At 65.0% G+C, this 19434-nt stretch carries 23 protein-coding genes and 1 tRNA gene; 14 read left to right on the forward strand and 10 right to left on the reverse strand.

What is annotated here, in order from left to right; all coding sequences use genetic code 11:
- The first annotated feature begins 59 nt into the window (after window positions 1–59).
- Window positions 60–542: an MmcB family DNA repair protein gene (locus DAEP_RS0101915; RefSeq protein WP_036760940.1), complete on the forward strand. Its 483-nt coding sequence runs from the start codon at window positions 60–62 to the stop codon at window positions 540–542.
- Window positions 543–734: 192 nt separating this feature from the next.
- On the opposite strand, the gene DAEP_RS0101920 is transcribed toward DAEP_RS0101915, so the two are convergent.
- Window positions 735–920 (reverse strand): DUF6324 family protein, encoded by a 186-nt coding sequence (locus tag DAEP_RS0101920; RefSeq protein ID WP_027243488.1) that lies wholly within the window; start codon window positions 918–920, stop codon window positions 735–737.
- 88 nt (window positions 921–1008) lie between these two features.
- Between DAEP_RS0101920 and DAEP_RS0101925 the strand changes: the two genes are divergently transcribed.
- Window positions 1009–1506: a GNAT family N-acetyltransferase gene (locus tag DAEP_RS0101925; protein ID WP_008557055.1), complete on the forward strand. Its 498-nt coding sequence runs from the start codon at window positions 1009–1011 to the stop codon at window positions 1504–1506.
- A 184-nt stretch (window positions 1507–1690) separates the two neighbouring features.
- Window positions 1691–1767 (forward strand) — tRNA-His (locus DAEP_RS0101930).
- A 195-nt stretch (window positions 1768–1962) separates the two neighbouring features.
- Here DAEP_RS0101930 and DAEP_RS0101935 read toward each other — a convergent pair.
- Window positions 1963–2322: a hypothetical protein gene (locus DAEP_RS0101935; protein ID WP_008557043.1), complete on the reverse strand. Its 360-nt coding sequence runs from the start codon at window positions 2320–2322 to the stop codon at window positions 1963–1965.
- Window positions 2323–2487: 165 nt separating this feature from the next.
- Between DAEP_RS0101935 and DAEP_RS0101940 the strand changes: the two genes are divergently transcribed.
- Window positions 2488–3069 carry a hypothetical protein gene (locus DAEP_RS0101940; RefSeq protein WP_008555507.1) on the forward strand — a complete coding sequence of 194 codons (582 nt, stop codon included), beginning with the start codon at window positions 2488–2490 and terminating at the stop codon, window positions 3067–3069.
- A gap of 10 nt (window positions 3070–3079) precedes the next feature.
- On the opposite strand, the gene DAEP_RS0101945 is transcribed toward DAEP_RS0101940, so the two are convergent.
- Window positions 3080–3385, reverse strand: a complete 306-nt coding sequence (locus tag DAEP_RS0101945) for a DUF6476 family protein (RefSeq protein WP_027243489.1) — start codon at window positions 3383–3385, stop codon at window positions 3080–3082.
- On the opposite strand from DAEP_RS0101945, the gene DAEP_RS0101950 reads away from it, so the two are divergent.
- The 4 genes from DAEP_RS0101950 to DAEP_RS0101960 all read left to right on the forward strand — a co-directional run bounded on the left by DAEP_RS0101950 (window position 3384) and on the right by DAEP_RS0101960 (window position 6282).
- Entirely contained in the window at window positions 3384–4409 is a 1026-nt protein-coding gene (locus DAEP_RS0101950; protein WP_027243490.1) for an RluA family pseudouridine synthase, read from the forward strand. The two genes, DAEP_RS0101945 and DAEP_RS0101950, sit on opposite strands and share 2 nt — an antisense overlap.
- Before the next feature lie 174 nt (window positions 4410–4583).
- A complete protein-coding gene (gene rpoH, locus DAEP_RS0101955; protein WP_008554396.1) occupies window positions 4584–5480 on the forward strand; it encodes an RNA polymerase sigma factor RpoH in 897 nt (298 codons plus the stop codon).
- A 36-nt stretch (window positions 5481–5516) separates the two neighbouring features.
- A complete protein-coding gene (locus DAEP_RS23870; RefSeq protein ID WP_154665020.1) occupies window positions 5517–5918 on the forward strand; it encodes a hypothetical protein in 402 nt (133 codons plus the stop codon).
- A 94-nt stretch (window positions 5919–6012) separates the two neighbouring features.
- The gene (locus DAEP_RS0101960; protein ID WP_008557604.1) at window positions 6013–6282 is read left to right on the forward strand and encodes a DksA/TraR family C4-type zinc finger protein; all 270 of its coding nucleotides are present in this window, start codon (window positions 6013–6015) and stop codon (window positions 6280–6282) included.
- A 25-nt stretch (window positions 6283–6307) separates the two neighbouring features.
- Here the strand turns inward: DAEP_RS0101960 and DAEP_RS0101965 are convergent, their stop codons facing one another.
- The 5 genes from DAEP_RS0101965 to DAEP_RS0101985 form a co-directional block, all read right to left on the reverse strand.
- Window positions 6308–6532, reverse strand: coding sequence for a hypothetical protein (locus DAEP_RS0101965; protein ID WP_027243491.1), 225 nt, complete (start codon window positions 6530–6532; stop codon window positions 6308–6310).
- A complete protein-coding gene (locus tag DAEP_RS0101970; RefSeq protein WP_027243492.1) occupies window positions 6533–7015 on the reverse strand; it encodes a GNAT family N-acetyltransferase in 483 nt (160 codons plus the stop codon). It lies immediately after the preceding gene.
- Window positions 7015–8835, reverse strand: a complete 1821-nt coding sequence (locus DAEP_RS0101975; protein ID WP_027243493.1) for a M3 family oligoendopeptidase — start codon at window positions 8833–8835, stop codon at window positions 7015–7017. Before DAEP_RS0101975 ends, DAEP_RS0101970 begins: the two co-directional genes overlap by 1 nt.
- Before the next feature lie 159 nt (window positions 8836–8994).
- The gene (locus DAEP_RS0101980) at window positions 8995–9957 is read right to left on the reverse strand and encodes an alpha/beta fold hydrolase (protein ID WP_027243494.1); all 963 of its coding nucleotides are present in this window, start codon (window positions 9955–9957) and stop codon (window positions 8995–8997) included.
- Window positions 9957–10247: an SCP2 sterol-binding domain-containing protein gene (locus DAEP_RS0101985; protein WP_008554433.1), complete on the reverse strand. Its 291-nt coding sequence runs from the start codon at window positions 10245–10247 to the stop codon at window positions 9957–9959. The genes DAEP_RS0101980 and DAEP_RS0101985 overlap by 1 nt, the downstream gene beginning before the upstream one ends.
- Window positions 10248–10347: 100 nt before the next feature.
- Here DAEP_RS0101985 and DAEP_RS0101990 point away from each other — a divergent pair, with 100 nt between their 5' ends.
- The 5 genes from DAEP_RS0101990 to DAEP_RS0102010 all read left to right on the forward strand — a co-directional run bounded on the left by DAEP_RS0101990 (window position 10348) and on the right by DAEP_RS0102010 (window position 15485).
- Window positions 10348–10914, forward strand: coding sequence for a tetratricopeptide repeat protein (locus DAEP_RS0101990; protein WP_027243495.1), 567 nt, complete (start codon window positions 10348–10350; stop codon window positions 10912–10914).
- Between the two features lie 27 nt (window positions 10915–10941).
- Complete coding sequence (locus tag DAEP_RS0101995; protein ID WP_027243496.1) at window positions 10942–13893, forward strand: helicase-related protein; 2952 nt, start codon at window positions 10942–10944, stop codon at window positions 13891–13893.
- 7 nt (window positions 13894–13900) lie between these two features.
- Window positions 13901–14275: an RNA-binding S4 domain-containing protein gene (locus DAEP_RS0102000; protein ID WP_027243497.1), complete on the forward strand. Its 375-nt coding sequence runs from the start codon at window positions 13901–13903 to the stop codon at window positions 14273–14275.
- Window positions 14276–14337: 62 nt separating this feature from the next.
- Entirely contained in the window at window positions 14338–14676 is a 339-nt protein-coding gene (gene fdxA, locus DAEP_RS0102005) for a ferredoxin FdxA (protein ID WP_008556369.1), read from the forward strand.
- A 299-nt stretch (window positions 14677–14975) separates the two neighbouring features.
- The gene (locus tag DAEP_RS0102010) at window positions 14976–15485 is read left to right on the forward strand and encodes a CarD family transcriptional regulator (protein WP_008553660.1); all 510 of its coding nucleotides are present in this window, start codon (window positions 14976–14978) and stop codon (window positions 15483–15485) included.
- A gap of 67 nt (window positions 15486–15552) precedes the next feature.
- Here DAEP_RS0102010 and cobS read toward each other — a convergent pair whose 3' ends face one another.
- Window positions 15553–16311: an adenosylcobinamide-GDP ribazoletransferase gene (cobS, locus tag DAEP_RS0102015; RefSeq protein WP_027243498.1), complete on the reverse strand. Its 759-nt coding sequence runs from the start codon at window positions 16309–16311 to the stop codon at window positions 15553–15555.
- Window positions 16312–16412: 101 nt separating this feature from the next.
- Between cobS and cobT the strand changes: the two genes are divergently transcribed.
- The gene (cobT, locus tag DAEP_RS0102020) at window positions 16413–17429 is read left to right on the forward strand and encodes a nicotinate-nucleotide--dimethylbenzimidazole phosphoribosyltransferase (RefSeq protein WP_027243499.1); all 1017 of its coding nucleotides are present in this window, start codon (window positions 16413–16415) and stop codon (window positions 17427–17429) included.
- A 50-nt stretch (window positions 17430–17479) separates the two neighbouring features.
- Here cobT and DAEP_RS0102025 read toward each other — a convergent pair whose 3' ends face one another.
- Complete coding sequence (locus DAEP_RS0102025; protein ID WP_027243500.1) at window positions 17480–19369, reverse strand: monovalent cation:proton antiporter-2 (CPA2) family protein; 1890 nt, start codon at window positions 19367–19369, stop codon at window positions 17480–17482.
- Between the last annotated feature and the right edge of the window lie 65 nt (window positions 19370–19434).

Genomic DNA, 19434 nt, shown 5'->3' on the forward strand with positions numbered 1-19434 from the left:
CATTTCCCGGCAAAACCGCGGGATTGCAATTTGTTCACCAATTGTTCACATTCACGCCCATGATGGAACATCTTCAGCCTGGACAAAAACTGGCCCGCGGAGTGTCGCGCTGTCTGCGCTCGCTCGGCTTCGCGCCGCTGGAGGAATTCGTGCCCGCCCGCGGCCTGCGGGTGGACGTGATGGCGCTGGGGCCGAAAGGCGAGCTTTGGGTCGTCGAATGCAAATCCAGCCGCGCCGATTATCAGGCCGACAGCAAATGGCAGGGCTATCTGGAATGGTGCGACCGCTTTTTCTGGGCGGTGGACATGGATTTTCCGGCCGAGCTGCTGCCGGACGGCACCGGGCTGATCATCGCTGATCCCTATGATGCGGAAATCATCCGCATGGCGCCGGAGGACAAGCTGGCGCCGGCCCGGCGCAAGAAGCTGGTGCAGAAATTTGCCATGGATGCTGCCTGCCGCCTGCAATTCCTGCGCGATCCTTTCCCGGGCAAAGACGGGCTGCTGCCGGGCGGGGCAGGGGGCGCAGATATAAAATTATAGGGCGGAGGGGTGCGCTCCCGCGCCTGCAGGTGTCCCGGCTGCGCCGGGTCCCCTTGGCAGCCTTGGGCCCGGCAGCGCGCCTTCGGCGCCCTGCTGGCGGCCGCGGTGCTGCGCTGCTGCGCCATGTGATTGAGCTTGCGGCAGAACCAGGAACCGGCCTCGCGGCGGGCGCGGCGGCTCAGACGCCCCGGATCACTTGATGCTGCGCGCCGCCTGGGCTGCGGCTCGGATCTCGTCTGCGATCTCTTCGGCCTCTTCCGGCTCGAAATCCATCGGGATCTCGGTGCCGCCGGCCTCGATGAAGATCCGCACCATGCCCTGATCGGTCGGGCCGATTTGCAGGTTTGCCTCGATGTCGCGTTCGGTATTGATACTCATCTTGCACTCCCTAGCCGGTCAGCGGAATGCAGCCGGTGCTAGCCCGCCGCACGCTGAAAGGCAAGCCGCCTTTGCGCTACACTGAGGCATGACGGATGTGATTTTGCGCCGATTCGCCCCGACCGACATGCAGTGGCTGGTAGCCCGCCACCAGGATCTCTATGCCCGCGAGGCGGGCTTCGACGAGACCTTCGGGCCGCTGGTCGCCGACATCCTGCACAGTTTCTGCGCGGGCCATGATCCCGCCTGCGAGCGGGGCTGGATGGCCGAAAGCCGCGGCGAGCGGCTGGGGACGGTGTTCTGCATGAAGAAGGACGCGGAGACCGCGCAATTGCGGCTGTTCCTGCTGACCCCGGAGGCCCGCGGCAAGGGCCTAGGCAAACGGCTGCTGCGCGAATGCGTGGAATTTGCCCGGGCCGCGGGGTACCGGGGCATGATGCTGACAACCCATGAAAGCCACCGGACCGCCTGCGCCCTGTACCGCGCGTTCGGCTGGCAGCTGGATGGCAGCCGCCCGGTGCGCAGCTATGGCCAGGACTTGGTGGAGCAGACCTGGCGGCTGACGTTCGAAACCGCCGGCGCCTGATTTCCGCTGGGCGGGCTGCGCTGGATTCGGCTGCAATTGCAACCGCTTGTGGATAATTCCCAGGCGGGCGCGGCGGATTGCAGAAGGTCCCGCATCAGACGTCCGGCTGCCGTGGTTTTCTGCGGCGGAAACGTGAAAAAACCTCTTGCGTGCCCTTGGGACGTGCTATAAATGCCCCCTCAGTGCCGCCTTAGCTCAGTTGGTTAGAGCGCTGGATTGTGGATCCAGAGGTCCCCCGTTCAAGCCGGGGAGGCGGTACCATCCCCCCCCTCAACATAAATAAGCTGCCGTATCGCTCGCTGCAAATTTGCCGGGCTGTCCTGCGGTCCTGGGTCGTTGCTGCTGGCGATTGTGGAAGCGTCAGGCTGGCTCTGTGATGCCATCGAAGGGCTTCACTGCGGGCCGCGCGGCGGGAAGCAGACCGGCCGCTGCCTGAACCAGCGGCCGGCCCCGGCTTTAGTCAGCCGTGCTTGTGGTTGTTGTCGTCGTGGTCGTGGTGGTGCCGTCATCGTCGTCGGCAATCACAACCAGGAACAGGGCACCCGCGATCACCCCGGCCGTGGCACCAGCCGAAAGGCCGGTCTCCGGCATCCGGCTGGTGCTGGACTGGGCCACAGCTTCGGCGCCAGGCGCCTGGCAGGTCACCTGCAGCGAGCCGTTGGGAAGATAGCTGGCGGAAACCGGTACCCCGGCACCGCAGGCCAGACGGCGCTTGGCTTCCTCCAGGGCCGGGTCTGCGGCCTGGGCAAAAGCCGCCTGGCCGGCGAAGGCGAGCGGGATTATCAGCGTGGCCGCCTGCAAGATACTGGTATACATGGATAAACAACCTTATGATTAGGAACGTATTCAGATTAGTTAACGGCTGAGCACCGGGCAATAACGCAGATAACGGGTCTCCGGGTTCCGGCAAGATGCCGCGCAGTGCCGCTGCGCGGAGCCGGCGGCGGCGGGTGCATTCAGCGATGCAGCGGGGGTAACGAGATGCTGAATTCAATTGCCAAGACGTTGACCGCAGGGGTTTCCTGCCTGGGCTTGGCCGCCGCGCCGGCCCTGGCGCAAAGCCCGGGACCGTTTGTTTACACGGTGGTGGTGCCGGGCGGGGAGTTCGGCTCGGCGGCCTTTCTGACGGAGCTGCTGGCGACCCTGGCCGCGGCCAAGGCCTTCTGCCGCGCTACCGGTGATTCGGCCCTGCAGGTCGACTGCCTGTCCGAGCGGCTGGAGGCCGCAGCGGGCAGTATTCCAGAGGACACCGATTACGACGAGGTGCGCAGCGTGCTGCAGGACACCTCCGGCAAGCTCAGGCAGCTGGCCCGCCAGAACCGCGACCCGGACCGGCGCCGGGTGACCGTCTCCAGCGCAAGCGATCCGGCAGAGCGCACCGCCCGGCCGCTTACGCCGGTGCGCGCCTCGGCTCAGGCCGCGGTGAACCGCGAAGCCGCCCGTATCCTGGATGACGCGGCCACCGTCCTGCTGCGCAGCGCGGAAACCGCGCAGGACCGGCAGACCCAATACGCACAGATCGCCGCGGCAATCGATTCCAACAAGGTGCTGCTGAGGTCCTGAGCCGGGCGGCTCAGTCGGTGATTTGCACCGTTTGACGCAGCGCGCCGCTCTCGCGGTCGTAGATCAGGATGCGGTTGTCCCGACTGACCACTGCGATCCAGTCCCGGCCAAGGGTCACCGCCTCTGCCTCCGCTCCGGCGGGCAGGGCGATTTCCGCAGGCAGCGGCGCATCACTTGCCTGCAGGCGGATGACAAGCAGTGAGATTATCACTACAAGCCCGCCAATCATCACCACGGTCAGCGTGGTCACCAGCCGCCGCAGAAACCGGATCTGCGGCGGTTCCTGTTGGATTTCGGTCTCGGAAGGATCAGTCATGGGCAGCCGCCGGATTGAGTTTGTCATCGCGGAAAACCCGCCTAAGCGGCTTGATAAAGCGGTTTCGCGCGATGTGCCAGAGGAGGCCGCTCTGTCGCGCACCCGGCTGGCGCGGCTGATCGGGGAGGGGGCGCTGACGGTGGATGGCGCCGTGGTGCAGGACCCCAAGGCCAATGTGGCGGCTGGCGCGGTGATCGCGATCGAGGTGGAAGAGGCCGAAGACAGCCATATCGGGCCCGAGGACATCCCGCTGGAGATCGTGTTTGAAGACGATGATCTGATCGTGATCAACAAGCCCGCGGGCATGGTGGTGCACCCGGCGCCGGGCTCGCCTTCGGGCACGCTGGTGAACGCGCTGCTGCATCACTTCGGCGGCAACCTCTCGGGCGTCGGCGGGGTCAAGCGTCCGGGCATCGTTCACCGCATCGACAAGGAAACCAGCGGCCTCCTGGTGGTGGCCAAATCCGATGCCGCGCATCAGGGGCTGGCCACGCAATTCGAGAAACACACAGTAGAGCGGTACTATCAGGCAATCTGCTATGGCGTGCCGGACGGCAACGATCCGCGCCTGCGCGGCGTCAAGGGGGCGAGCTTCGAGCCCGGCAATATCCTCAAGCTCACCACCCATTTGGCCCGGCATAAGACCGACCGCCAAAGGCAGGCGGTGCTGTTCCAGGGCGGCCGCCACGCGGTGACCCGGGCCCGCATCTGCGAGAGCTTTGGCAATCCGCCCTGCGCGGCGCTGATTGAATGCTGGCTGGAAACCGGCCGCACCCACCAGATCCGGGTGCATATGGCCCATGCCGGCCACAGTCTGGTGGGCGACCCCACCTATGGCGGCCGCCGCAAGCTGCCCGCCAAAGCGCTGAGCGAGGAAGCGCAGGACGCTGTGCGGGCCTTCCCGCGCCAGGCCCTGCACGCCGCGGTGCTGGGCTTTGGCCATCCGGTCAGCGGCGAACCGCTCAGGTTCGAGGCGCCGCTGCCGCAGGACATGGCGGAGTTGCTGGCGGCTTTGCGCCAGTAATTTGCGCCAGTAAACTATCAGCAAATAAGCGTGTTCTGCCCTGTGATGCAATTCACAGACGGCGGCGCCGGGGCTAACATAGAAGAATTCCACAAGCGGTCCTTGAAAAGGACTTAGCGCTAACACATATGCGCTAATGTTAAGTCCTTATACATTTTGGGAGGGACACTTTATATGGCGAATTATGCAAACCTGCCTGCCCCGACGCCCGAAGGCGGCCTGAACCGGTATCTCCAGGAAATCCGCAAGTTTCCGCTGCTGGAGCCGGAAGAGGAATACATGCTGGCCAAGCGCTGGGTGGAAGAACAGGATGCGGCCTCGGCTCATAAGATGGTGACGTCCCATCTGCGGCTCGCGGCCAAGATCGCCATGGGCTACCGCGGCTATGGCCTGCCGCAGGCCGAAGTGATCTCCGAGGCGAATGTCGGCCTGATGCAGGCTGTAAAACGCTTTGACCCGGAAAAGGGCTTCCGCCTGGCGACCTACGCCATGTGGTGGATCCGTGCGTCCATCCAAGAATACATCCTGCGCTCCTGGTCGCTGGTGAAGCTGGGTACCACCTCCGCGCAAAAGAAACTGTTTTTCAACCTGCGTAAGGCCAAGGCCCGCATCGGCGCGCTTGAAGATGGCGACCTTCGCCCCGAGAACGTCAAGCGGATCGCTACCGACCTTGGCGTGACCGAGGATGAAGTGATCTCGATGAACCGCCGCATGTCGGGCGGCGACGCCTCGCTGAATGCCACCGTCGGCAGCGAGGGTGAGGGCACGATGCAATGGCAGGACTGGCTTGAGGATGAAGATGCCGATCAAGCCGGCGATTACGAGGCCCGCGATGAACTGGAAGCGCGGCGCGAGTTGCTGGCGGAGGCACTGGATGTGCTGAACGACCGCGAGAAGGACATTCTGACCCAGCGCCGCCTGATGGATCAGGCCGTGACGCTTGAGGATCTGAGCGCGCAGTACAACGTCAGCCGCGAACGCATCCGCCAGATCGAGGTGCGGGCGTTCGAAAAGCTGCAGAAGAAGATGCGCGAACTTGCGGGCGAGAAGGGGATGCTGTCCAGCACCTGACCGCTGCGTCCAGAAGAAACGTTGAAAGGCGGTGCCATGGCGCCGCCTTTTTTTATGCGCCGTTTGCTGGCGGGTGCGCTGGCTTTACGGCAGCGGTGTTTCCCCAATGTTTCGCGCGCGAAACATTGGGTCAGCCTGGCTGACCTGAAGGGCTGGCGATTGCTGGCGGGGAACCTGTCTGGCGCGTGCCTGGCCTTTGCGGGCTGGGTGCGATCAAGCTGGATAGGGATGGCTGACGATGCTGCTGGCTGCAAGGCTGGCGCGTGGCTGGCTGAACTCGCTCTGGTGGCTGGCGTCGCTGGCGGTCTGGCTGGCCCGAAGGGTGGCTGGAGCGCTGGCTGCTTGCGGCCTGGTGAGTCTGGCTTGCTTGCAATTTCTGCAACCTATGTACCGGCCGGCATACGGGCGGTCAAGGGAAAGTGCAATAAAATCAAATAGTTGATAGATTTACTCGGTTATTGCCGCCGTGGGGTACTGGTCAGGGCGGCTGTGCGGCCCTACATTCACATCCTCTGGCACAGGAGGAGGAGCCATGGCTGGCGGCTGGGCGCAGGACGGCGCGGTGAATGAGCAGATCGAAGCCTCGATCAATGATGAGCTGGCACGACTGAAGGCGCAAAAGCGCCCGGTGGGCGAAAGCCGGACCCATTGCGCCGAGTGTGAGGAGCCGATCCCGGAAAAGCGCCGCGCCGCCATTCCGGGCGTCAAGCTGTGCATAGACTGCCAGCAGGAACGCGATGGCGCGCATCAGGCGCGCGGCGGCATCAACCGGCGCGGCTCCAAGGACAGCCAGCTGAAATAAGCGCTGCCGGCGGCCAGCCGGTCATTTACCGCCTTCTGCGGCGTAGCCACCGGCGGATCAGCTTTATGTCCATGGCGGCCACCAGAACGCCAAGCGGGACCATCCAGAAGCCAAGCACCGGCAGGAACCCGAAGATGCCGCCAAGGATCAGCAGGATACCCAGCACCAGCCTCAGCCCGCGCGGCACATGCGCGCGGACCCAGGCAAAGAACGGGCGGAAGCGGTCTTTGAAACTGTCCTTCCCGGCCACTTAAGGCGCCGCCGCCAGGCCCATCCGCAGAATGTGCTGCGGACCGGCAAGGCCATGGGGATAGATGCCGCCGGTATCGGCAAAACCGCCCTTCAGGTAGCAGCGGATGGCGCCGGGGTTCTGCATGTTGACTGTCAGCAAGACCGCGCTGCGCTCCGGGTAGCTGGCGGCAAGGTAGGGTTTCAGGGCAAGCACAGCCGCAGTGGCATAGCCTTTGCCCTGATCGCGGCTGTGGATCATAAAGGCGCGCAGGCCCAGCTCATCCGCCCGGACAAACTCATAGGTCTCGTGATACAGCCGGTCAGTCTTGAAGAAGCCTACCGCGCGTGTGCCGTCGAGGATGGCGTGAAAATCCACGCCTTCCTCATCTTCTTCGAAGGCCTGCGCCACGGTGCCGCTAAAGAGGATTTGATCCGGTTCCACTTCGATGCGGGAGACCAGATCAAATTCGCTGCGGGCCACCGGGCGCAGGGAGAGGCGCATCAGTCCTCCATCGCCTCCAGCTCGTCAATGAAGCCGGAAATCATGCTGAGGCCCTTGTCCCAGAACTGGGGATCGGTGGCATCGAGGCCGAAGGGCGCCAGCAGCTCCTTGTGGTGCTTGGAGCCGCCCGCCTTCAGCATCTCGAAATACTTGTCTTCGAAGCCTTCGGCGCCGCTCGCATAGACGGAGTAGAGCGCGTTCACGAGGCCATCGCCAAAGGCATAGGCGTAGACATAGAAGGGCGAGTGCACAAAGTGCGGGATATAGGCCCAGAAGGTCTCGTAACCGTCCATGTACTCGAAGGCTTCGCCCAGGCTTTCCGCCTGCACCGACATCCAGATGGCGTTGATGTCATCCGGCGTCAGCTCACCCTCGGCGCGGGCGGCGTGCAGCTTGCATTCGAAGTCGTAGAAGGCGATCTGGCGCACAACCGTGTTGATCATATCCTCGACCTTGCCCGCCAGAAGCACCTTGCGCTGCTCTTTGGTTTCGGCCTTGTCCAGCATCTTGCGGAAGGTCAGCATCTCGCCAAAGACAGAAGCGGTCTCCGCCAGGGTCAGCGGGGTGGAGGACAGCATCTCGCCCTGTTCGGCCGCCAGCACCTGATGCACGCCGTGGCCCAGTTCATGCGCCAGCGTCATCACGTCGCGCGGTTTGCCCAGATAGTTGAGCATCACATAGGGATGCACGTTGGTAACGGTCGGGTGGGCAAAGGCACCGGGCGCCTTGCCGGGTTTCACGCCGGCGTCGATCCAGCCGTCCGAGAAGAAGGGGGCTGCGATTTCGCCCATGCGGGGATCAAAGGCCTCATAGGCCTCCATGACGGTCTTTTCGGCCTCGTCCCAGCCAATAATGCGGCTGTCCTCCAGCGGCAGCGGCGCGTTGCGGTCCCAGACCTGCATCACGTCCAGCCCCAGCCATTTGCGCTTCAGCTCATAATAGCGGTGGCTGAGCTTGGGGTAGGCGGCAACCACCGCCTCGCGCAGCGCTTCGACCACTTCCGGTTCGACATCGTTGGACAGGTGGCGGCCGGTCTGCGGGCTGGGCATGCCGCGCCAGCGGTCGATGATTTCCTTTTCCTTTGCCTGCGTGTTGTGGACGCGGGCGAAGGTCTTGATGTTCTCGCCGAAAACGCGGGCCAGCTCGCGGGCGGCGGCCTCTCGCTTGCTGCGGTCCTGCTCGGTCAGCAGGTTCAGGGTGCCTTCGATGTTCAATTCTTCGCCGTCGACAGTGAAGGTCAGGCCCGCGATGGTTTCGTCGAACAGCTTCTCCCAGGCGTCGCCGACGATGCCGAGATCGTGCATGAACTTCTCCAGCTCGTCGGACAGCTGGTAAGGTTTCATCGCGCGGATACGGCGGAACACGCTGGCATAGCGGGCGAGGTCTTCATTGGCGTTCAGATGCGCCTGCATCGCGTCATCTTCGATCCGGTTCAGTTCCAGCGTGAAGAACACCAGCGGGGTGGTGGCGATGGTCACCTTTTCCTGGCAGTCCGACAGGAAGGCGGCGCGGTCCGCATCGGTGGTCAGCTGGTAATAGCGCAGACCGGCAAAGGACATGATGCGGCCGGCGATGTTGTTGATCTTCTCGTTGCGCTGCACGCATTCCAGCAGGCCGTCTGCGTCCAGGTCTGCCAGCTTGCCCTCGTAGTCGGCGGCAAAGGCGGCGCATTCCTTTTGCAGCCAGTCCAGGTCGCGGGCCAGTTCGGGGGCGTCCTCAGACGCGTAGAGGTCGCTGAGGTCCCATTCCGGCAGGTTGCCGAGGCCGCCGGAACCGGCAGTGGCGTTTGCGTCGCGGACGGGGAAGGGAAGCTGGAACATGGGGGCTCCTGTCATGAGAAATGCTTTGACCCAACATCTAAGCGGCGGCTTGCTGGATCACAAGCAGCCGGGGGCGGATCAGCGCAGGAGAATGACAGAGACGGGTAACGGCCGGGTAAAAGGGGCGCGCGCTGAACAGGCAACGGGATGCCGCGGGGGTCAGCCGCCGTGCTGCTCGAACAGGCGGCACATGCGGGAGAACACATGCGCGCGGATGTCCGGGGTTTCCATCATCACCTCATGCTGGCCGCCCTCGATCAGGTCCAGCTCGCCACCGGGCCAGCGGTCCATGCGGTCGTGGATCGCCTCGCAGTTGACGATCTGCTCGTCGGTGCCCAGGAACGTGATGCAGGGCAGCGCGGGGGAGGGCTGCTGCGCCAGCCAGGCGCATTCCTCCAGGCTGACGCGCAGCCATTGGATGGTGGGGCCGCCAAGCGCCAGGTCCGGCTGGGCCTCCAGCTGGGCGTGCATCATCCGGTACATCTCAGGATCGGTGGTCAGGGTGTTGCCTTCAAACGGGGTGATCTGGACGTATTGCTCCAGCGCAGTGGTCGGCAGCAGCCGCTCGTGCAGGCGCAGATACGGCGCGATTCCGCTGAGGACGCGCACCAGCGGGCGCATCAGCGGCGGGATCTGGATGCCCCACATCGGGCCGGTGAAGCAGCAGGCCCTGACGTCCAGCCCTTCGATCAGCGCCCGCAGGCCGATGGCGCCGCCCATGGAATGGCCCACCAGGAACCAGGGCCGGGGCAGCTCCAGCTGGTCCGCCAGCGCCGTGAGTGCCCGAACGTCTTTCTGGAAATCGGTGAAATGGCCCACGTGGCCCAGGCGGCGCTCTGCCAGCATCCGCCCGGCCAGCCCCTGGCCGCGCCAGTCCGCGGTGAGGGTGGCATAGCCGCAGGCGGCAAACTCCGCCGCGGCAAGGCCGTACTTCTCGATATACTCCGTGCGCCCGGGGAACAGCAGGACCGTGCCCTTGGCCGTCCCCTCAGGATGCCAATGGCCTGCACGGATGCGCAGGCCGTCAGCGGTCTGGACCCAATGGGCTGCGCCCTTCGCCGGCCCCTGCGCGATCTCCGCGAACAGGGGGGCGGGCTGCAGCTCCACCGGGGCGCCGTCCATCAGGCCAGCGCCGCCGCCAGCTTCATCGCGGCGCCCATGTCGCCGTCGATGGTCAGCTTGCCGGACATGAAGGCGGCGGTCGGGTTCAGCTCGCCGTCCAGGATCGCCTGGAACGTGTCGGCATCTGCGGTCATCGTCACGTCCGCTTCTTCGTCGCCGGCACGGGCGCCGGCGCCGTCCAGCATGATGGCGCCCAGGCCTTCGATCTGGAACTTGGCGGTGGAATCGAATTCGCCCGCATCCAGCTTGCCGTTCAGGGCTTCTGCCGCCTGTTCAAGGGTAACGCTCATATCGGTCCTCAATCTGTTGGGCGCGCTTATAGCACAAACCTGTGAAGCATGTGCATCCAATACTGGAAAATGCAGCGCGCGGGATTACACTGGGGGCATCATGCTGGCAAAATTTCCAAAGCTCAAAGCTATCGTGGCGGCAACAGCGGCCTCAGTTATCATATCCCTGCCTGGCCAGGGGCATGCGCAGGGCCTGCCGGCCGATGTGCTGCTGCAGGATCTGGCCTCTGCCGGGGCGACGGAGGCTGCGGCGATTGACCGCGAGCTGCAGGCGCTTTGGGCCAAGAGCGGCTCGCCCTCCATGGACCTGCTGCTGCGGCGCGGCACCGACGCGATTGAACGCGGCGATCTGCAGCAGGCGGCAGAGCATCTGACGGCGCTGACAGACCATGCGCCGGAGTTCGCCCGCGGCTGGTATCAGCGCGCCCGGGTTTACTTCGCGATGGGTCTCTACGGCCCGTCTGTCGCCGACCTGGAACGCGCGCTGGCCTTGAATCCCCAGGATTACAACGCCATCTACGCGCTGGGCGCGCTGTTTGAACAGTTCCGTGAGCCTGCGCGCGCCTACCAGGCCTACCAGCGCGCCAAGGCTATACATCCGCACCACGAGGAAGTAAGCAGCGCCCTCGAACGTCTGAAGCTCTCGGTCGAGGGCAGGGAACTCTAAGCCCTCTCGGGGGCGGGGGCTGAAGCAATGGCAAGCGCATCGCGGATCGTGGCCGTCCTCGGCCCGACCAATACCGGCAAAACCCATTACGCCATCGAACGCATGCTGGGTTACCGCACCGGGGTGATGGGATTCCCGCTGCGTCTGCTTGCGCGCGAGGTCTATGACAAGGTGGTGGCGGCCCGCGGCCCCTCGGTGGTGGCGCTGGTCACCGGCGAGGAACGCATCGTGCCTCCCCGGGCGCAGTACTGGATCTGCACGGTGGAGGCGATGCCCGAGGGCATGGGCTGCGACTTCCTGGCGATCGACGAGATCCAGCTCTGCGCCGACCCGGAGCGCGGCCATGTCTTCACCGACCGTCTCCTGCGCGCCCGCGGCACGCAGGAGACGCTGTTCCTGGGCGCCGACACCATGCGCGGTCCGATTTCGGCGCTGGTGCCGGGCGTCGAGTTCCACCGCCGGGAGCGGATGTCCGATCTGGTCTACACGGGTTCGAAAAAGATAAGCCGGATGCCGCCGCGCACTGCCATCGTCGGGTTCTCGGTTGATAATGTCTATGCCATTGCCGAGCTGATCCGCCGCCAGAAGGGCGGTGCGGCGGTGGTGATGGGCGCGCTTTCCCCGCGCACCCGCAACGCCCAGGTGGCGCTGTATCAAAATGGCGAGGTCGACTATCTGGTCGCAACTGACGCCATCGGCATGGGACTGAACCTCGACATCGACCACGTGGCGTTTTCCTCCACCACCAAGTTCGACGGCCGCCGGATGCGCCCGCTGGCCCCCAATGAACTGGCCCAGATCGCAGGCCGCGCGGGCCGCGGGATGAGCCACGGCACCTTCGGCGTCACCGGCGATGCCCGGCCGCTGGATGAAGGCACCGCCTCGGCGATCATGAACCACCAGTTCACGCCGCTGAAAAAGCTCAACTGGCGCTCTGCCGATCTCCAGTTCGGCACCGTCGAGGCGCTGATCAACTCGCTCGAATCAAGCCCCTCGAACGAGCATCTGACCAAGGCGCGCGAGGCCGACGACCTGGGCGCGCTGAAGATGCTGTCGCGCGAATCCTCCATCATCGCCCGCACCACCAACGCGCAATCGGTGAGACTGCTGTGGGATGTCTGCCGGATTCCCGACTTCCGCGGCATCAGCCATGCGGAACATACCTCGCTTCTGGGCGTTATCTTTGAGCATCTGCACGGCGGCGGCGTGGTGCCTGATGACTGGATGGCCCGCCAGATCAAGCGGATTGACCGGACCGACGGCAACATAGATACCCTGTCCAAGCGTCTGGCCTTTATCCGGACGTGGACATATGTCGCGCAGCGGAATGGCTGGCTGCGTGACGAAAGCCATTGGCGCGGGGAAACGCGCGCTGTAGAAGACAGATTGTCAGACGCGCTGCACGAGCGCTTGACTCAGCGATTTGTGGACCGGCGCACATCCGTGCTTCTGCGCCGGCTCAAACAGAAGGAGGCCCTTTTGGCCGAAGTGAATGACAAGGGTGAAGTGACGGTCGAAGGCGAATTCGTCGGCCGTCTGGAAGGGTTCCGGTTCAGCCCGGACAAAGGTGCGCAGGGTGCTGAGGCAAAAGCCTTGAAAGCGGCCTCGCTGCAGGCTTTGGCGCCGCAATTCCATCTGCGTGCGGACCGGTTCTATAACGCACCCGATACCGAGATCGATTATACCGAGCAGGGCGGCCTGATGTGGGGCGGCGATGCGGTGGGCAAGCTGGTGGCCGGCGCAGACGCGCTGAGCCCGCAGATCGAGGTGTTCGTCGACGACGCCGCCGGGCCGGATGTCGCCCAGAAGGTGGAGCGCCGCCTGCTGCATTTCATCACCCGCAAGATCAACGCGCTGTTCGAGCCGCTGCTGAACCTGCAGAAGGACGAAGAGCTGACCGGCCTGGCGCGCGGTTTTGCCTTCAGGATGGTCGAAAACCTCGGCGTGCTGCCGCGTGCAGGCGTTGCGCAGGAGGTGAAGGATCTGGATCAGGACGCCCGCGGCGCGCTGCGCAAGCACGGCATCCGCTTCGGCCAGTTCACCATTTTCATGCCGCTGCTGCTGAAGCCCGCGCCGACCCGTCTGCGCCTGGTGCTGTGGTCGCTGGCCAACGGCCTGCAGGACTTCCCGGAGGCGCCGCCGCCGGGCCTGGTCACCGTGCCGTCGATCAAGGACGCGCCCGAGGGCTATGACACTATGTGCGGCTACCGCGCCGCAGGCGAGCGGATGATCCGCATCGACATGCTGGAGCGTCTGGCCGATATGCTGCGCGCCGAAGACAGCCGCGGCGGCTTTGAAGCCAAGGCCGACATGCTGTCGATCACCGGCATGACGCTGGAGCAGTTCGCCGACCTGATGCAGGGCCTGGGCTACAGCGCTGAGAAGGGCGAGCGCCAGAAGGTCAAGCCGGTGGATGCCGTAGTGACCGAAACCGGCACCCCGTCCGAAGACAAGCCGGTGATGGACGCCGCGGCAGAGGTCGAGAACACGCCTGCCGCCGCACCGGCAGAAGAAGCTGAAGCCGCTCCCGCGGACGTGCCCGCAGGCACTGAAGCGATCGAGGATGCAGGCGTTGCCCCGGTGGCCGAGGAACCGGCCGAGCCGGTGGCTGAGACGCCGGTTGCAGAAACTGCTGCGGATGAAATCCCGGTGGGCGAAGCGGCCGACGCCACGCTGGACGCAGCGGAGACAGAAGTCTTTTACACCTTCACCTGGGGCGGCACCCGGGGCGGACGCCAGGGCGGCCAGCGCCAGCAGAACCGCCGTCCGCAGGGCGACGGCAAGCCGGGCGGCAAGGGCAAGCCGCGCAGCGGTAAAGGCGGCGGCGAAGGCGGCCACGGCAAACCGGGCCGCAAGGGCGGTCCGCGTCAGGACAAGGGCGCCAAGACCTATTCCTCGCGTCCCGCCAGGAAGGAAAAGCAGATCGACCCGGACAACCCCTTCGCCGCTGCGCTGATGGGGCTGAAACAGGGCGACTGAACCGGCCATGGCCGACGGCGCGCCCCGGATCCGCATCGACAAATGGCTGTGGTATGCGCGGTTTTTCAAGACCCGCAGCCTGGCCGCCAAACTGGTCGGCGCGGGCCATGTGCGCGTCAACGGCACCAAGGCATCGAAACCGGCTCAGAACGTCTCCCCCGGGGACGTTCTGACCTTCGCCCAGGGCAAGGTCATCCGCGTGGTCCGCATCGAGGCCACCGGCGAACGCCGCGGCCCGGCGCCGGAAGCGCAGGCCCTTTATTTCGATATGACGGAGAAGCAGGAAAACGTTCCGGCCAATCCCAAGTTCGAAGGAAAAGGCCGCCCGGACAAAAAAGCCCGCAGGGCGCTTGATCTTACTCGCAAGCAGGATACCCTTTGACGGCTTGAAGCCTTGGCCGGTCTGGATTAGCTAGGCGCAAACGGATAACGGGACTCGGTACTATGACCTATGTCGTGACGGAAAACTGCATCGCCTGCAAATACACCGACTGTGTTGAGGTGTGCCCGGTCGACTGCTTCTATGAGGGCGAGAACACCCTGGTGATCCACCCCGACGAATGCATCGACTGCGGCGTCTGCGAGCCGGAATGCCCGGCGGATGCGATCCGTCCGGACACCGAGCCGGACATGGACAAATGGGTTGAATTCAACCGCAAATATGCCGAGCTGTGGCCGGTGATCGTGTCCAAGAAAGACCCGCTGCCGGGCTATGAGGAACGTGACGGCGAAGAGGGCAAGATGGAGAAGTACTTCTCCGAGGCGCCGGGCGAAGGCGGCTGATTCTCCGTCCCGAGCGGCGATGGCGCAATTGTGCAAAAAACCGCCGCATTGCATAGGGATTTTACGGTCCCTGACCAGCGGGCTGTCTTTCAGGCGGCCCATTTTTATGATATACTCTGGCCACAATAGGCAAAAGAAATCGGAGTCCGCCCCGGGCGCACGCCTCAGGCGGTGCGTACTTTGGGCGCTATTTCTGCGAAGAAAATGTCCCGGGGACTGGTCCAGACCAACTGGCCGGAGTCCGGTGCTTTTTCGCGTTAATGCCGGTGCCGCCCGGCTGTGAGTGAGGAAAAACCTGTATGACCAAGTCGAAGAAGCTCGAATTCCGCCCCGATGATTACGTGGTTTACCCGGCGCATGGCGTTGGCCAGATCATCTCGATCGAGGAGCAGGAAGTGGCCGGCTTTGCGCTGGAGCTTTTCGTGATCACTTTTGAAAAGGACAAGATGACCCTGCGGGTGCCGACCAACAAGGCGACCGAAGTGGGGATGCGTTCGCTGAGCTCGCCGGATGTGATCGAGCAGGCGATGAAAACGCTGAAGGGCAAAGCCAAGGTGAAGCGCGCGATGTGGTCGCGCCGCGCCCAGGAGTATGAGCAGAAGATCAACTCCGGCGACCTGATCTCGATCGCCGAAGTGGTCCGCGACCTGCACCGCACCGACGATCAGCGCGAGCAGAGCTACTCCGAGCGCCAGCTGTATGAGGCCGCGCTGGAGCGCCTCACCCGCGAAGTGGCCGCCGTCTCGGGCAATGATGAGATCGCCGCTGCCAAGCAGGTGGATGAGGTTCTGACCTCCCGCGCTGCCTGATCAGCCGGATCACAAGACAGAAGGGCCGTGCCTGCGAGGGCGCGGCCTTTTTTAATGCCTGCCCGGTTCAGCTGCAGATGGCGAGCAACGCGAGCAGCCCGGCAATTTCCGCCACCTGCTGCGCCGCGCCCAGAATGTCCCCGGTCTGGCCGCCGATCTTGGCCCTGGCCAGCGCGCCCAGCCCCAAAGCGGCCGCTCCCATTGCCAGGGCGGTGCCAAGGGCTGCCGCGCCAATCAGCGGCAGGGACAGGAGAACTGCAAGCCCTGCGGCCAGAAGGCAGGGCAGGGCGCGGGGGCGGCCCACGGTCTGCGACAGCCCTGCGGAGCGCGCATTGGGCAGCGCTGCCATCAGCGCGGGCATCACTGCCCGGCTCATCATCGCCAGCGCCAGCAGCGGCCAGGGGCCTGCAACCTGCATCAGGGCGGCCAGCGCGGACCAGCGCAGGCCGAACCCCAGGATCAGCGCGATCACCCCATAGGCCCCGCTGCGGCTGTCCTTCATGATCTCCAGCCGCCGCTCGCGGCTGAAACCGCCCCACAGCCCGTCGGCAGTGTCGGCCAGCCCGTCCTCATGCATGGCGCCGGTCAGAAGGACCTGAACCGACAGCGCCAGCCCGGCGGCCACCGCGGCAGGCAGGCCCGCCGCAAGCGTCAGCGCGGCCAGCAGTGCTGCGGGCAGGGCCACCGCCAGCCCGGCCAGCGGAAACGCCCAGACCGCCTTGGCCTGACGCTGAAACGCTTGCGGCGGCAGATGCGGCAGCGGCAGCCGGGTCAGCAGCACCAGCGCCAGAAGCACATCATTTGCCTGGATGTCGTTTTTTCGCATTTACGGGCCTATTGCGGGGCTTGCGGCACTTCCGCCAGCGGTTAAACAGATTGCCAACCGCTTTATCCGCGTCACGCGCTCAGATGCAACGAGGCTTTCATATGCTGCCACAGCTTTCCTCCCTTGATGATTTCCGCGCCGCACTGGCTGCTGCGCCGGTCCAGGACCAGGCCGCGCTGCAGGGCGCTGCCGCACGCAACAGCCAGCTGACCAAACCGCCGGGCGCGCTGGGCCGGCTGGAAGATCTGGCGATCTGGTACGGCGGCTGGCGCGGCAGCGACCGGCCCGAAATCGCCGCGCCGCAGGTGATCGTCTTTGCCGGCAATCACGGCGTGACGGCGCAAGGTGTTTCCGCCTTTCCGCCGGAAGTCACCGCGCAGATGGTCCTCAACTTCCAGCACGGCGGCGCTGCGATCAACCAGCTGGCCAAGCTGGCAGGCGCCCGCATGGATGTGCACGCGCTGGAGCTGGACCGCCCGACGGCCGATTTCACCCAAGGTCCGGCCATGACCCAAGACGAGCTCCTGACTGCCCTTCAGACGGGCTGGACCGCAGTGGACCCCAGCGCCGACCTGCTGGTGGTCGGCGAGATGGGCATCGGCAACACCACCCCCGCGGCGGCGCTGGCCTGTGTCCTGTTCGGCGGAGACGCGGCGGACTGGACCGGCCGCGGCACCGGCGTGGACGATGCCGGGCTCGCCAGCAAGACCCGGGTGGTGGCCGAAGGCGTGGCGCTGCACAAGGACGCCATCCGGGACGGGCTGGATGCGCTGGCCTGCCTCGGCGGGCGCGAGATTGCCGCGATGGCCGGCGCCATTGCAGCGGCCCGGGTGCTGCGGATCCCGGTGATCCTGGACGGCTTCATCTGCTGCGCCGCTGCCGCCTGCCTGCTGCAGACCGCAGACGGGGCGCTGGACCACGCGCTGGCAGGCCATCAAAGCGCCGAGGGCGCGCATCCGGTGCTGCTGGAAAAACTGGGCAAACAGCCGCTCTTGTCGCTGGGCCTGCGGCTGGGCGAGGCCTCCGGCGCGGCGCTGGCGATCCAGGTGCTGAAAGGCGCCGTTGCCTGCCACAGCGGTATGGCGACTTTTGCCGAGGCGGGGGTCTCGGACGGCTGAGCGTCCGTCTGAATTGCTAAAACGAAGCCCCGGCCTGCGCCGGGGCTTTTTTATTCGGCGGCCTCGGAAGATTTCTTCCGCTTGCGCTCCGCCATCTCGAAAATCGCGCTTTCAAGGGCCTTTTCAAGTTCCCGTGCCCGCTCGATATATGCGGGGTTCTGGCTGGCCGGGGTGCCGGGGATCCAGTGCTCGGCCAGGTCGCGCAGGTTCTGGCGGTCGTGATTGTAAAACGTCTGCGCCGCCTGTGCCGCCTCGTATTCGGTGAGGCCCACGTTCTCCAGCACGTAGCGGCCCGCCCGGACCGAGCTGTCAAACAGCTCGCGCACGATGTCGTTGGCGCCGGCCTGATACAGCTCGTAGACGTGGTTGCGGTCCTTGGCGCGGGCGATGATGTGCAGGTCCGGATAGGCGCGGCGCACGTGGGACACCATCTTGACCACCCCTTCGGGATCATCCAGCGCCACCACAAACACCTTGGCCTTGGCAATGCCGGCCGCTTTCAGGAGTTCTGGCCGGGTCGGGTCGCCCAGAAAGCTCTTGACCCCGAAACGGCGCATCAGCTGCACCGCCTCCATGTCGTGGTCCAGCACCACGGTCTTGAAACCGCTGGCCTGCACCAGCCGGTTGACGATCTGCCCGAAGCGGCCGATGCCCGCGATGATGACCGGGCCTTCCTCGTCGATCTCGTCAGGCTCGTGCTCCTGTCGGGCGTCGGCCATGCGCTTGGAGAGGAAGTCATAAAGGATGAACAGCAGCGGTGTGATCAGCATCGACAGGGCAATCACCAGCAGCAGCTTTTCCGACAGCGCCGCCGGGATCACATTCAGCTGGCGCGAGAAGGCGAGCAGCACAAAGCCGAACTCCCCGGCCTGCGCCAGGCTGAGGGTGAACAGCCACAGCCCGCGGCGGCGCAGGCCAAAGGCGCGGCCAACCGCAAACAGCACAGCGCCCTTGGCAAAGATCACCAGCGCGGCCAGTCCGATCAGGTCGGCGGGATCCGCCAGGAGCTGGCGGTAGTTGATGCCTGCGCCGACGGTGATGAAGAACAGCCCCAGCAGAAGCCCCTTGAAGGGGTTGAGGTCGCTTTCCAGCTCATGCCGGAATTCCGAGTTGGCCAGCACCACACCCGCCAGAAACGCGCCGAGCGCCGGCGACAGGCCGACCAGCGTCATCAGGAAGGAGATGCCAACCACGATCATCAGCGCCAGCGCGGTGTACATCTCGCGCAGGTTGGAGGCGTGGATGAAGCGGAACAGCGGCCGGGTGAGGTAGATGCCTGCCAGGATGATAAAGGCAATGGCGCCCAGGGTGACCAGCGTCACCGCCCAGCCGGGCAGCCCGTCCACCAGCGACAGGGACCCGTGGCCCGCGCCGTGGCTGTCGCTTTCGAGGATGATGGAGCCATCGCTGGAGAATTGCGGAATCGCATAAGACCCAAGCAGCGGCAGGAGGGCCAGGATCGGAATCACCGCAATGTCCTGGGTCAGCAGCACCGAAAAGGCCGAGCGGCCGCCGCCGGTGCGCATCAACCCCTTTTCGGACAGCGTCTGCAGCACGATCGCGGTGGAGGAGAGCGACAGCGCCAGGCCGATGGCCAGGCTGACGTGCCAGGGCTGGCCCATCGCCATGGCTGCCCCCATCAGGGCGAAGGTGGACAGGGAAATCTGCGCGCCGCCCAGTCCCAGCAGCTTGTGCCGCATCGCCCACAGCGCGCGCGGCTCCAGCTCCAGCCCGATCAGGAACAGCATCATGACCACGCCGAACTCGGCGAAATGGCGCAGGTCCTCGGTTTCGGTGCCGGTCAGGCCAAGCACCGGGCCAATGGCAATGCCCGCCGCCAGATAGCCCAGCACCGAGCCAAGGCCAAGGCGGGCGGCCAGCGGCACCGCGATGACGGCGGCTGCAAGATAAACGGTTGCCTGATAAAAAAACTCTTCCATACAGAAGGTATCGCAAGCGCGCCGGTGCCTTGGCAATGGCTTTGGCAGCTGCGGCGCGCTGATAA

Source organism: Leisingera daeponensis DSM 23529, assembly GCF_000473145.1.
GTDB classification, from domain to species: Bacteria; Pseudomonadota; Alphaproteobacteria; order Rhodobacterales; family Rhodobacteraceae; genus Leisingera; species Leisingera daeponensis.